Source organism: Myxococcus sp. AB025B, from assembly GCF_006518215.1.
Classification (GTDB): domain Bacteria; phylum Myxococcota; class Myxococcia; order Myxococcales; family Myxococcaceae; genus Myxococcus; species Myxococcus fulvus.
The window spans coordinates 50912-65641 of record NZ_SRLW01000011.1 but is presented as its reverse complement, the minus strand read 5'-3'; the positions used below and the strand labels follow the sequence as shown (position 1 = coordinate 65641).

General features: G+C 69.7%; 3 protein-coding genes and 1 pseudogene. All 4 read left to right on the top strand.

The window, feature by feature from the left end; all coding sequences use genetic code 11:
* Positions 1 to 221, top strand: a pseudogene (locus tag FL311_RS03405) (IS5/IS1182 family transposase); the annotation flags it as partial.
* Between the two features lie 63 nt (positions 222 to 284).
* The gene (locus tag FL311_RS03400; RefSeq protein WP_228556647.1) at positions 285 to 6059 is read left to right on the top strand and encodes a type I polyketide synthase; all 5775 of its coding nucleotides are present in this window, start codon (positions 285 to 287) and stop codon (positions 6057 to 6059) included.
* Positions 6046 to 11403, top strand: a complete 5358-nt coding sequence (locus FL311_RS03395; RefSeq protein ID WP_141323423.1) for a non-ribosomal peptide synthetase — start codon at positions 6046 to 6048, stop codon at positions 11401 to 11403. Before FL311_RS03400 ends, FL311_RS03395 begins: the two co-directional genes overlap by 14 nt.
* Before the next feature lie 35 nt (positions 11404 to 11438).
* Positions 11439 to 14699, top strand: coding sequence for a non-ribosomal peptide synthetase (locus FL311_RS03390; protein ID WP_141323422.1), 3261 nt, complete (start codon positions 11439 to 11441; stop codon positions 14697 to 14699).
* Positions 14700 to 14730: the final 31 nt, after the last annotated feature.

The following is a 14730-nucleotide window of genomic DNA, read 5'->3' as shown; positions in this document are numbered from 1 at the left end:
ACGAGCGGCTCCAGAAGCGCCTTCGCTCACGTCTGCAGTCGCGCGCAGGCCGTGCACAACTCCGCGAGCGTGTCGGTGTCGAGCATCGCCTGGCACATCTCGCCAACCGCCAGGGCCCGAAGGCCCGTTATCGAGGCACGCGCCGCAACCTCTTTGACCTCAGGCGACTCGCGGCCGTCCAAAACCTTGAGGTCGCCGCTCGCTACCAGCGCGCGGCGTGACCTAACCTGTTCGGCGCTCTAGGCACGTCCACCCCTGGCGTTCTTCCCAAGGAGTCGCAGCCCGTGGAGTCACTCGAGCCCACCAGCGACGCCGGGGCCGCGGTCGCCATCATCGGAATGGCGGGGCGGTTCCCGGGTTGCGCGGACATCGCTTCGTTCTGGCGCGCACTGAAGGCGGGCACGGAGACGCTCACGTTCTTCTCCGACGAGGAGCTGCGCGCCCGCGGTGTCCCGCCCGCATCGCTGGCCTCGCCGCACTATGTGCGGGCGAAGGGGGTGCTCGCCGGCGCGGAGCTGTTCGACGCGGCGTTCTTCGGCTTCAGTCCCCGCGAGGCCGAGCTGACGGACCCGCAGCAGCGGGTGTTCCTGGAGGTCGCGTGGTCGGCCTTGGAGCACGCGGGCTACACCTCGGACACCCACGCGGGCACCGTGGGCGTGTACGCGGGCGCGGGCTGGCCCAGCTACCTGCTGTTCAACCTCGCGACGCATCCCCACCTGCTCGGACCGGAGACGGGGCACCAGGTCCTGCTGGGCAACGACAAGGACAACCTGGCGACGCGGGTCTCCTTCAAGCTGAACCTCAAGGGGCCCAGCCTCACGCTGCAGACGGGCTGCTCGACGTCGCTGGTGGCCACGGCGGTGGCGCACCAGGCGCTGCTCACGTACCAGTGTGATCTGGCGCTGGCGGGCGGCGTCTCCATCACCGTTCCGCAGACGGGCTACCTGCACCAGCCCGGCAGCATCTTCTCGCCGGACGGACACTGTCGCGCGTTCGACGCGCGGGCCCAGGGCACCGTCATCGGGAACGGCGCGGCGGTCGTCATCCTCAAGCGGCTGGAGGACGCGCTCGCGGATGGGGACAGCATCTACGCGGTCATCAAGTCCGCGGTCATCAACAACGATGGCGCGACGAAGGCGGGCTACACGGCGCCGAGCATCGACGGGCAGGCGGCCGCCATCATGGAGGCCCACGCCTCCGCGGGGGTCGACGCCCGGAGCATCACCTACGTGGAGGCCCACGGCACGGGCACCACCGTCGGAGACCCCATCGAGGTCGCCGCGCTGACACAGGCGTTCCGCGCCAGCACGGAAGCCACGTCGTTCTGCGCGCTCGGCTCGGTGAAGACCAACGTCGGGCACCTGGACGCGGCGGCGGGTGTCACGGGGCTCATCAAGACCACCCTCGCCCTCCAGCATGGGCAGCTGCCGCCGAGCCTGCACTTCGAGACGCCCAACCCGCGCATCGACTTCGCCAGCACGCCCTTCTTCGTCAACACCACCCTCACCGCGTGGAAGCCCCAGGGGTTCCCCCGGCGCGCCGGCGTCAGCTCCTTCGGCCTGGGCGGTACGAATGCCCACGCCATCCTGGAGGAGCCGCCGGTACCCGCGCGCACGAAGCCCGCCGCGGGACCGCACCTGCTCGTGCTCTCCGCGAAGACGCGCGAGGCGCTGGAGCAGGCGACGACGAACCTGGCCCATCACCTGGATACGCACCCGGAGCTGGAGCTCGCGGACGTGGCCTACACGCTCCAGGTCGGACGCAAGCCCTTCGCGCATCGCCGCGTGCTGGTGTGCCACGGCCTCGCTGACGCGGCCTCCGCGCTGGGCACGCGCGACGCACAGCGCGTGCGCACCCGGCATACGGAGTCCCCGGCCCGTGGCATCGCGTTCCTCTTCAGCGGACAAGGCAGCCAGCACGTCGGCATGGCACGCGAGCTCCACCGGACGGAGCCGACGTTCCGGGAGCACGCGGACCGGTGCTTCGACCTGCTCCGGAGTCGCCACGGGGTGGATCTCCAGGCCCTGCTCTACCCGCCGGACTCGCAGCGCGAGCTCGCGGCCGAGAAGCTGAAGCGCACGGAGAACGCCCAGCCCGCGCTCTTCGTCATCGAGTACGCCCTCGCGCGGATGTGGATGGGCTGGGGCCTGCGGATGGACGCGGCCATCGGCCACAGCCTGGGGGAGTACGTCGCCGCGACGCTGGCGGGCGTGTTCTCGCTGGAGGACGCGCTGGCGCTGGTTGTCGCTCGGGGCCGACTGATGCAGGCGCTCCCGCCCGGCGCGATGCTCGCCGTCCCACTGTCAGAGCAGGAGCTGACACCGCTGCTGGGAGGCACACGCCTCAGCCTGGCCGCCGTCAACGCGCCCTCGTCCTGCGTCGTCTCTGGGACGACGGAGGATATCGCGGCGCTGCGACAGCAGCTCGATTCACGCGGGCTCGGTGGCAGTCTCCTGGAGACCTCGCACGCGTTCCACTCGGAGATGATGGAGCCGGTGCTGGCGCCCTTCGCGGCGCAGCTCCGACGCCTGCGCCTCGACGCGCCCCGGACGCCCATCGTCTCGAACCTCACCGGCACGTGGCTGACGGCCGCCCAGGCGACGGACCCCGACTACTGGGTCCAGCACCTGCGGCGCACGGTGCGCTTCTCCGCGGGTGTCGGTGTGTTGTTCGAGGACCGGCAGCGAGCGCTCCTCGATGTCGGCCCGGGCAGGACACTGACCCAGCTCGTCAGGAAGCATCCCGGACGCGCGCTCGCGCAGGCGGTGTTCTCCTCCCTGCCTCATCCGCGCGAGCAGACGTCGGATCTCTCGTTCGTGCTCGATACGCTCGGGCAGCTCTGGATGGAGGGGCTCTCGGTGGACTGGCCCAGGGCGCAGCGGGACGCACGTCCCCGCCGTGTCCCCCTGCCGACGTACCCCTTCGAGCGTCAGCGCTATTGGATCGACCCGGCTCGCGCGGAGGCCACCGAGGCGCCCACGCACTGGCAGCCCGTGCTGGAGGCTGCGCGTGCCCAGGCGGAGAAAGAGCTCGCGGGCTTCGATGCCTCCTCGCATCAGCTCGACAAGCACAGCCTGGACGCGGCCTGCACCGCGTACATGAACGTGACGCTGCGCGCGCTCGGGGCCTTCCCCGATTCGAGCGCGGCGTACACGCGCGAGGAGCTCCTCGGACAGTGCCGGGTCATCGGCCGGTACGAGCAGCTCTTGTCCCGATGGCTGCGACTGCTCGTGGAGGCAGGGCAGCTCGAACAGGACACGGCGGGGCGCTATCGGTCGCTGCGACCGTGTTCCCTTGAAACGGTGCAGTCACGGGTGAGGAACGCGGAGGAGCGTTGGGCGAGGACGCCGCAGGTGGTGGACCTCATCCGCCGGTGTGGCGACGCACTGAGGGACGTCCTGCGCGGGGAGCAGTCACCGACAGAGCTGTTCGCGTCCATCCTGGAGGGCTCGGCCGAGAAGGCGCAGACGGAGTTCGGGCTGAAGACGTACTACCGAGGCATCCTGCGCGCCGGTGTGGAGCGACTGGTGCGGCAGCTCGGGCCCACCACGAAGCTCCGGGTGCTGGAGATTGGTGGCGGCACGGGCATCGCGACCACGGAGCTGCTCCCCATCCTGCCGCGCGAGCGCACCGAGTACACGTTCACCGACGTGGCGCCGCTGTTCCTGTCCCAGGCGAAGCGGAAGTTCAGCGCCTGGCCGTTCATGAAGTACGTCCCGCTGGACATCGAGCGCGCGCCCGAGGCGCAGGGGCTTCCCCTGGAGTCGTTCGACGTCATCGTCGCCGTAAACGTGCTCCACGCGACGCGCAACCTGCGCACCACGCTCGCGCACGTGCGCTCGCTCCTCGCGCCCGGGGGCTTGCTGCTCCTGGGCGAGCTGACCGAGCCCACGCCGGACTTCGCCATCACCTACAGCCTGATGATGAATCCGGTCGAGGACCCGGAGCGAGACCAGGGCAACCCCTTCTTCACGCCCGCGCAGTGGAGCGCGGTCCTCGGGGCCAGTGGGTTCAGCAGGACCGCGGCCGCGCCTGACGTGGATGTCCTAGGACAACACGCACTGCTCGCTCAGGCCTCTTCGTCACCGCTCTCGGGACAGTCGGTGGCGCCGGCCTTCACGGAGTCGACGCGGCTCGCGGGCGAGGCAGAGCCTCGCGCGGCCTCGGGACTCACGAAGAAGGCCGACGTGGGCGACTGGTTCTACGTACCCTCATGGAAGCGGGTGCCCCGTCATGAGCCGTCGGCCCTGGGTGAGGCCGGGCACTGGCTGCTCTTCGTCGACGCGCTGGGCGTGGGCGACGCGCTGGCGGAGCGACTGGGCAACGCCTGCATCACGGTGCGGGCCGGTACCGGCTTCCACCAGGACGGGCCGAATCGATTCACCATCGACCCGAAGGCGCCCGCCGACTACGACGCGCTCCTCGGCGCGGTCCAGGGACAGGGAATCACCCCGAGCAGGATGGTGCACCTGTGGAGTGTCACCGCCTCCGAGACCGCCACGGTGGGCCTCGCGGCGGTCGAGCAGGCGCGAGTGCTCGGACTCGACAGCCTGCTCCTGCTGGCGAAGACCCTGGGCACGCGAGGCGTCACGGACGCGCTCCGGCTCTGGGTCGTGTCCAACGACCTGCATGAGGTCCACGGCGACGAGGTGGCTCCGGAGAAGGCCCTGCTGCTCGCGCCGTGCAAGGTCATCCCGCTGGAGTATCCGAACATCCAGTGCACCAGCGTGGACCTCGCGGTGCCGACCCGAGCGGGGCTCGAGGACCCGGTGACGCAGCTCCTGGAGGAGCTCCAGGCCGCGTCATCGGAGGCCATCGTCGCGTATCGAGGCCCCCATCGTTGGGTGCGGACGCTCGAGCCAGTCCGATTGGAGGCCCCACCCGAGCCTCCGCCGGTGCTGCGAAAGCACGGCGTCTACCTGCTCACCGGCGGCCTGGGAAAGGTGGGCCTCACGCTGGCCGAGTACCTGGCGCGCGCCGTCCAGGCGAAGCTCGTGCTGACACAGCGCTCCCCCTTCCCGGACCCGAGGGAGTGGGACGCGTGGCTGTCCGCGCATCCCAAGGAGGACCCGACCCACCGTCACATCCTCGCGCTGCGCGAGCTGGAGAAGCTGGGCTCCGAGGTCCTGGTGCTCCGCGCGGACGTCGCCGATGCCGAGCAGATGCGGACGGCGCGCGCACGCGCCACCGAGCGCTTCGGTCCCATCCAGGGCGTCATCCACTCGGCCGGCGTGCTCGGTGACGGCGCCATCCAGCAGAAGTCACCCGAGGAGCTGTCGCGCGTGCTCGCGCCGAAGGTGCTGGGAACGCTGGTCCTGCACGACCTCTTCGCGGACGCGCCGCTCGACTTCTTCCTCCTCTTCTCCTCGCTCTCGGCCATCGAGCCGGGGTTCGGCCAGGTCGCGTACTCGGCGGCGAACAACTTCCTCGACGCGTTCGTCCACGGCCGGAGTGCGCGCGCCCATCGCCGCGTGGCGTGCATCAGCTGGGACGTGTGGCGGGGCGAGGGCATGGCCTACGACGCGCGCGCGCCGCGGGTACTCCAGAAGCTGAAGGAGGAGGACTTCGACCAGCGCGGCATCCTGCACCACGAGGGAGTCGAGGTCTTCCGCCGGGTCCTGGGGTCCAGGCTCCCGCACGTGCTCGTCTCCACGTCCGACTACCTCCAGGTGATGAAGACGCGCGGGCGCGACCTCTCCGAGCTCTATCTGGAGGCCCTGGGCGGGACGTCCCTGCACGCGCGACCGAAGCTGGGCAACACCTACGAGCGTCCACGAGGAGAGACCGAGGAGTCGCTCGCCCCACTGTGGCAGGAGCTGCTCGGCATCGACGGCATCGGAGCGACGGACGACTTCTTCGAGCTGGGCGGGGACTCGCTCATCGGCACGCAGCTCATCTCCCGGGTGAACAGGAGCTTCGGCGTCAAGTTGTCCACGAAGAGCCTCTACACGCACCCCACCCTCCGAGGCATGTCGACGGCCATCGACGAGGCGCTCATCGGCACGGTGAGCGCGGACAAGCTCGCTGAGATCCTGAGGAAGCTCGATGGCGACAAGTGAGCCCGGGTCGGGCCGCGAGCACCCGACCTTCGTCGACCTGCTGGAGCATCGGGCGGAGCACCAGCCCGACCGGCTCGCGTTCACCTTCCTGGGGGACGACACGCCCCAGGGCGCGTCGCTGACCTACGCGCTCCTCGCCAGGAAGGCGAAGGCCATCGCGGCCACGCTCCGGGACTCGAGTCACGTCGGAGACCGCGCGCTCCTGCTCTACCCCTCCGGCCTGGACTTCATCGCCGCGTTCTTCGGCTGCCTGTACGCGGGCGTCGTGCCCGTGCCCGCCTATCCGCCCCGGCGCAACCAGAAGGTCCAACGCCTCCGGTCCATCCTTTTGGATTCGGAGCCCACCGCCATCCTCACGCTGTCCCCACTCGCCGACGGCATCCGCGCGCACTTCGCGGAGCAGCCCGAGTTCGCGCGAATGAGGCTGCTGTCGACCGACGAGGTCGAGGACTCGCGCGCGACCGCCTGGCGCAGGCCCGCCCTGGAGGGAGGCACGCTCGCCTTCCTCCAGTACACGTCGGGGTCCACGTCGACGCCCAAGGGCGTGATGGTCAGCCACGCGAACCTGCTCCACAACTCCGGGCAGATCCGCCGGGCCTTCGGGCTCGGACCCCAGGACGTGTCGGTGACGTGGCTGCCGAGCTTCCACGACATGGGGCTCATCGACGGGATCCTCCAGCCGATCTACGCGGGGTTCCCCGCGCACCTCATGTCCCCCGCGTCGTTCCTGCAGCAGCCCATCCGCTGGCTGAAAGCCATCTCGGACCTGCGCGCGACACACTGCGGAGGGCCGAACTTCGCCTACGAGCACTGCGTGCGCAGGACGACGCCCGATCAACGAGCGGGACTGGACCTGAGCTGCTGGACCATGGCCTACAACGGCGCGGAGCCCATCCGCCGCGCCACCCTGGACGCGTTCGCCGAGACGTTCGCGTCGCAGGGCTTCAGCCCTCGGAGCTTCTATCCCTGCTACGGACTGGCCGAAGTCACGTTGATGGTCACCGGAGGGCTCGTCGAGGCGCCGCCTGTCTACTGTGACGTGGACACCGAGCGACTGGAGCGACACGAGGTCGCGCCCGCGTTCGAGGGAGCCAAGGCGACGGCGCTGGTCGGCTCGGGGCGGGTCCATCCCGGCACGATGGTGGTCATCGTCGACCCCGAGTCCCGGACCCGCCGCGGCGCGGACGAGATTGGCGAGGTCTGGGTCTCGGGTGGAAGCGTCGCCATGGGCTACTGGCGGAACGCGGCGAAGACGGAAGAGAGCTTCCACGCCCACCTCGCCGACACGGGAGAAGGACCGTTCCTGCGAACCGGAGACCTGGGGTTCTTCCGAGGCGAGGAGCTCTTCGTCACGGGCCGCCTCAAGGACCTGCTCATCATCCGGGGGCGCAACCACTATCCCCAGGACCTGGAGCTGACCGTCGCCCGGAGTCATCCCGCGCTGCGGCCCGATGGAGGCGCGGCGTTCTCCATCGTCGTGGACGGCACCGAGCGGTTGGTCATCGCGCAGGAGGTCGAGCGCGTCGCGCTGCGCAAGGCGAACGTCGAAGAGGTCATCGCGGCCATCCGTCACGCCATCGCCGAGCACCACGAGTTGCAGGCGCACGCCGTCATCCTGCTCAAGCCCGGGCAGCTCCCGAAGACCTCGAGCGGCAAGATCCAACGAAGCGCATGTCGCGCGCGCTTCCTCGAAGGGACCTTCGAGTCCATCGGCGACAGCGTCCTCGCCTCGGACTCCATCGAGACGCCGAGGACCGTCCTCGCACGGGAGGAGCTGCTCACGCTCCCCAGGCTGACCGGGTGGCTCCAGCAGGTCGTCGCGCAGGTCCTGCGCCTGCCCGTCTCGCAGGTCGATTCCACCCGAACACTCCTTCAGCTCGGAACGGACTCCCTCGCCGCGACGGAGCTCCAACACCGGTTCGAGACGGAGCTCGGCGTGAGCGTCTCGCTGGTCCTGTTCCTCCAGGACAGCACGCTGGAGCAGCTCGCCGCGCACCTCCTGGAGGTCCTGGGCAACACATCGACACCCGTCACCGAGCCATCCATCACGCTCGAGTCGTCCGTTCAGCCCACCCATCCGCTCTCGCGCGGACAACAGGCGCTGTGGTTCCTCCATCAACTGGCCCCGGAGAGCGCGGCCTACAACGTGTCGTTCGCGGTGCGCATCGTCTCCGACCTGGATGTGGAGAGGCTGAAGGAGGCACTCGGACTCCTGACCCAGAGACACTCCGCGCTCCGCACGTCATTCGAGACGATGTCGGGCCAGCCCCTGGCGCGCGTGCACGAAGCCCCCCCGCTGGACTTCGCGAACCTCGACGCCAGGGACTGGAGTCAGGACACGATCGACAAGGCGGTGCTGGAGCACACCCACCGTCCCTTCGACACACGAGTCGCGCCGCTCCTGCGAACCCGGCTGTTCCACAGGGCCGCTGGAGACCACGTCCTGGTGCTGACCGCGCATCACCTGGTGACCGACTTCTGGTCGCTCGTGGTGCTGCTGGACGAACTGGCTGTCGTGTACTCCGACCTCAGGGCCCGACGCCCGGTCTCCCTCCCACCCGTCCTCGCGCAGCCCTCGCATCACGCGAAATGGCAGGCGGAGCAGCTGTCAGGCCCCGCCGGCGAAGACCTCTGGCGATACTGGCGGGAGCAGCTGGCCGGAGCCCGACAGGTCCTCGCGCTTCCGACGGACAGGCCCCGCCCGCCGGTGCAGAGCTTCCGGGGCGCGATGCACCTCTCCCGATGGGAGGGCGACCTCGTCGCGGGCGTGAGGAAGCTCGCGGCCTCGCACGGCGCGACGCCGTACATGCTGCTGCTCGCGGCCTATCAACTCCTGCTCCATCGCTACTCGGGACAGGACGACCTGCTCGTGGGGACCTCGGTGACGGGGCGGACCCGCTCCGAGCTGGCGGGCACGGTGGGCTATCTCGTGAACCAGCTCGCGCTCCGTGCACGGCTCACGGGCAACCCCACCTTCGAGGACGTCCTGCGGCAGGTCCGACAGACGGTCCTGGGGGCCCTGGCCCATCAGGAGTACCCGCTGGCCCTGCTCGTGGAGCGGCTGCAGCCCGAGCGAGACACGAGCCGCTCGCCGCTCTTCCAGACGATGTTCGTGCTGGAGAAGCCGCACCGCCAGCAAGCCATCGCGGCCCTGGTGACAGGCACTCCGGGGGCCTCCGCCATCCTGGGGGACCTCACCCTCGCATCGGTGGCGCTGGAGCAGCACACGGCGCAGTTCGACCTGACGCTCAAGCTGACCGACGGCAGCGAGACGATGACGGCGGCCTGGGAGTACAGCAGCGACCTGTTCGACGCGGCGACGGTGCGGCGCATGGACGACCACCTGCGGGCCCTGCTCGTGGCCATCATCGAGGACCCGCGTCAGCGTGTGGAGGACCTCTCGCTGCTGAGCACCGTCGAGCGACGGCGCATCCTCGTGGAGTGGAACGACACCCGCATCCCCATCTCCGAGGAGCCGTGTTTCCACGAGCGCTTCGAGGCCCAGGCCGCGCGGACCCCGGACGCCATCGCGCTCGTTCAGGGTGACGTGGAGGTCACCTACCGCCAGCTCAACGAGAGCGCCAACCAGGTCGCCCGGCACCTGGTGCGGCTCGGCGTGGGACCGGAGAAGCTCGTCGGCCTCTGTCTCCCGCGCTCCATCGACCTGGTGGTCGGGCTGCTCGGTGTGCTCAAGGCCGGCGGCGCCTACGTCCCGTTGGATCCGTCGTACCCCCCGCAGCGACTGGCGTACATGTTGGAGGACGCGCAGGTCACGGTGTTGCTCACGCACCACGCGCTCCTGTCGCGACTGCCGGAGACCCGCGCGAAGGTCGTCCGCCTGGACTCGGATTGGGATGAACTGGCGAGGAACGGACGCGAGAACCTGGGGCGCCAGGCCACGCCTGCGAATCTGGCGTACATCATCTACACCTCGGGTTCGACCGGGCGGCCCAAGGGCGCGCTCATCGAGCACCGCGGGCTGACGAACTATCTCGCCTGGTGCACCCGAGCCTACGAGGTCGCGAACGGCGACGGTGCGCCCGTCATCACCTCCATCGGCTTCGACGCCACCATCACCGGGCTCTTCGCGCCGCTCTGGGTGGGCCGCAAGGTCATCCTCGTGCGGGAGCAGGAGGAGCTCGCCGCGCTCGTGGAGCTGCTCCGGGAGCAACGCGACTTCAGCCTCGTCAAGCTGACGCCCGCGCATCTCGACGTGCTGCGAAGCTCCCTCCCGGCGAAGTGCGCCGAAGGGGCAACACGCACCTTCGTCATCGGCGGCGAGGCCCTCTCTCGCGAGAGCCTGGGCTTCTGGCGGACACACGCCCCCTCGACGAGGCTCATCAACGAGTACGGCCCGACGGAGACCGTGGTCGGCTGCTGCGTCCATGAAGTGACCGACCTCGACTTCGCCGCTGGCACCGTGCCCATCGGCCGACCCATCGCGAACACGCGGCTCTACGTGCTGGACGGCCACCTGCGCCCCGTCCCCATTGGCGTGCCCGGAGAGCTCCACATCGCTGGAGCCGGAGTGGCGCGCGGCTACCTGCGCCGCCCCGAGCTGACCGCGGAGCGCTTCCTGCCGGACCCCTTCCATCCCGAGCCCGGCGAGCGGATATACAAGACGGGCGACCTCGCGCGGTATCTGCCGGACGGCACACTGGAGTTCCTGGGGCGCATCGACGACCAGGTGAAGCTGCGCGGCTTCCGCATCGAGCTCGGAGAGATTGAAGCGGCCCTGCGCCAGCACCCCGAGGTCCTCGATGCCGCCGTCGCAGTGCGTGCCGAGGCCCAGGGTGACAAGCGGCTGGTCGCGTATCTCGTCTGGAAGACGTCCACCGCGCGGCCCGGAGTCGTGGAGCTGCGACGCTTCCTCGCCGACTCACTGCCGCCCTACATGGTGCCCTCGGCTTTCGTGACGCTCGCGGCGCTGCCACTGACGTCGCATGGGAAGGTCGATCGACGCGCCCTGCCCGCTCCGGACACCTCGCGCCCGGAGCTGGCCGCTGCCTACGTCCTCCCCGGCACGGAGCTGGAGCAGACGCTCGCGGCGCTCTGGAGGTCCCTGCTCCGGGTCGACCGCGTGGGCGTGGACGACAACTTCTTCGAGCTGGGAGGCCACTCCCTCCTCGCGACCCAGATGCACCACCAGCTCCAGGAGACGCTGAAGCGCGAGCTCCCGCTCGTGCAGCTCTTCCAGCACCCGACCATCCGCTCCCTCGCGGCCTACCTGAGCCGAGGCGACGAGAGCGCCACCGACAACACCGACCTGCAGCGCATCCAGGACCGCATCCGGAAGCAGAAGCGAGCGCTCGACCTGAACCGCCGGAAGAAGGACCGGTCGTAGCTCGCCCCTCACACCCTCACGAAGCGAACCTTCCCATGACCGCGACCAAGGACACCCTCGAGCTGCTCAACAGCCTTTCGCCGGAGAAGCGCGCGCAGGTTCTCAAGTCCCTGAAGCAGGAGGCACTCCAGACGCAGTCGCCGCGCATCACCCGGCGCGCGGACCCGCATGCGCCGGTCCCCGTCTCGCTCGCGCAGAACAGGCTGTGGTTGTTCGAGCAGCTCCGCCCCGGTGGTCACGCCTACAACGAGGTGTCCGCGCTGCGCCTCGAAGGGACTCTCGACGTCGCGGTCCTCGAGCAGAGCCTTCAGGAGATCGTCCGCCGCCACGAGGTCCTGCGCACCACCTTCGCCGAGGGCGCCGAGGGCCCCGTCCAGATCATCACGCCCACGGTGGCGACGCGGCTGCACGTCGTCGACCTGGCTGGGCTCGCGGAGGCGGAGCAGTCCCGAGAGCTCCAACGGTTGATCGACGCCGAGTCCCGCCGTCCCTTCGACCTCACGAAGGGCGCGCTGCTGCGGACCACGCTGTTCCAATTGGGAGCGCGCAAGAGCGTGCTGCTCACGGTGGTGCACCACATCGTCCTCGACGGCTGGTCCATCGGCGTCTTCCAGCGAGAGCTCGCGGAGCTGTACCGGGAGCTGAGCGCGGGCCGGCCGTCTCCGCTGCGCGAGCTGCCCATCCAGTACGCGGACTACGCGGTGTGGCAGCGCCAGTGGATGAAGGACGACGTGCTCCAGCGGCAGCTCGAGTACTGGACGCGGCAACTGAAGGACGCGCCGCCCCTGCTGACGCTGCCCTTCGCGAATCCTCGCCCGGAGTCGGAGCGCTTCGCGGGGGCGCGGGAGTACTTCACGCTGGATGAGCAGGTCAGCAAGGGACTGTCCGCGCTGAGCCGCCGCTTGAACGCGAGCCTCTTCATGACGTTGCTCGCGGGCTTCCAGACGCTGTTGCACCGGTACACGGGTCAGACGGACATCCCCGTGGGCACGGTGGTGGCCAACCGGGAGCAGCCGGAGCTGGAGCAGCTCATCGGCTTCTTCGTGAACACCCTCGTCCTGCGCGGGGACCTGGGTGGCAACCCGCGCTTCGAGGAGCTGGTGGAGCGCACGCGCGCCACGGCGCTCGCCGCGTTCGAGCACCAGTCGCTGCCCTTCGAGAAGCTGGTGGACGCGCTCAAGCCCGAGCGCTCCCTCGGCTACAACCCGTTGTTCCAGGTCATGTTCATCCTGCAGAACATGCCGGCGTCGGACCTGACGCTGCCGGGGCTGACGCTCTCGCCCCTGGAGATTGGGAGCGTCACTGCGAAGTACGACCTGACGCTGGTGATGGACGAGACGCCCCACGGGCTGCACGGCCACTGGGAGTACAACAGCGACCTGTTCGACGCGGACACCATCCGGCGCATGAGCGGGCACCTGGAGGTGCTGCTGCGCGCGGTGGTCGAGAACGGGACCCGGCCCCTCGCGGAGCTGCCCCTGCTGCCCGAGGCCGAGGAGCGGCGGCTGCTCGTCGAGTGGAACCAGACGCAGCCGGCTGCGTTCCCCCTGGCGCCTTCACTGCACCGGCTCTTCGAGGACCAGGCCACCCGGACACCCGAGGCCGTCGCCGTGGCGCATGCCGGTCAGCGCCTGAGCTACCGCGAGCTGGATGAGCGCGCCAACCAGCTCGCGTACCACCTGCGGGGCTTGGGCGTCGGACCGGGGAAGCTCGTCGGCGTCTGCCTTCAGCGCGCTCCGGAGCTGCTCGTGGCGCTGCTCGGTGTGCTGAAGGCGGGCGGCGCCTACGTGCCGTTGGACCCGTCGTATCCCCCGCTGCGCCTGGGCTTCATGCTCGAGGACTCGAAGGCCGCGGTCCTGGTGACCCAGGACTCGCTGCGCACGCGGTTCGCCACGCACGGAGCGCAGGTGGTCTGCGTGGACGGGAGCGACCTCGCGAGACAGGGCAAGGAGCGCCCCACACCGCTGGCCGGTGAGCACGACCTGGCGTACGTCATCTACACGTCCGGCTCCACGGGCATGCCCAAGGGCGTGCAGGTGACGCACCGGAACGTGGTGCACTCCACCCTCGCGAGGTGGACGTACTACCGCGAGCCCGTGAGCAGCTTCCTGCTGCTGTCGTCCTACGCGTTCGACAGCTCCGTGGCCGGCATCTTCTGGACGCTGAGCCAGGGAGGCATGCTCGTGCTTCCCGAGGGCGATGGCCTGCCCGACCTCGGCGTGCTCGGCGGGTTGATCTCCGCGCATCGGGTGTCGCACCTGCTGTGCATCCCATCGGTGTACTCGCTCCTGCTGGAACAGGCCCGTCCCGAGGACCTCGCGTCCTTGAAGACCGTCATGGTCGCGGGCGAGACCTGCCCGCCCCGGCTCTTCGAGCAGCATCGCCGGGTCATCCCGAGCGCGGCCCTCTACAACGAGTACGGCCCCACCGAGGCGACGGTCTGGTGCACGGTGCACAAGCTCGAAGAGGCTCCGCGGCGCGCGAGTGTTCCCATCGGCCGCCCCATCTCGGACACGCGCATCTACCTGCTCGATGCACACCTGCACCCTGTCCCCATCGGTGTCCCCGGCGAGTTGCACGTCGGAGGCCCGGGGGTGACACGCGGGTATCTCAACCACCCCGAGCTGACGGCGGCGCGGTTCATCCGGGACCCTTCGAGCCAGGACACCGAGGCCCGGCTCTACAAGACGGGGGACCTGGCGCGGTACCTGCCGGATGGGAATCTCGAGTTCCTGGGGCGCGTCGATGACCAGGTCAAGGTCCGCGGCTTCCGCGTGGAGTTGGGCGAGGTCGAGGCCGTGCTGAGTCGCCTGCCCTCGGTCCGCGAGGCCGTGGTCGCCGTTCGTGACGATGAGCGCGAGAACAAGCGGCTCGTGGGCTACGTGGTCGCGGACGCGGGGGTGTCACTCACCGCGCTGAAGGAAGCGGCGCTCCAGCAGCTCCCAAGCCATGCCGTCCCGTCCGAGCTCGTCCAGGTGGACAGCCTGCCGCGGCTGCCGAACGGCAAGGTCGACCGGAGGTCCCTGCCCGCGCCCGAGACGCTGCGTGTGACGACGCAGGCGCCTTCGCAGGCGCAGTGGACCGAGCTCCAGCGGACCATCGCCGCGCTGTGGAAGGAGGCCATCAACGTGGAGTCGGTGAGCCTGGACGACAACTTCTTCCAGATTGGTGGGGACTCGCTCTCCGTGGTGCGCGTGTTCAACCGACTGCGGGAGGCCGTGGACAAGGAACTGTCCATCACCCACCTCTTCAAGCACCCGACCATCCGCGCCCTCTCCGCGTTCATCGAGCCGTAGCCGTCGCGCCCACCCACTCGACCGACTCCGC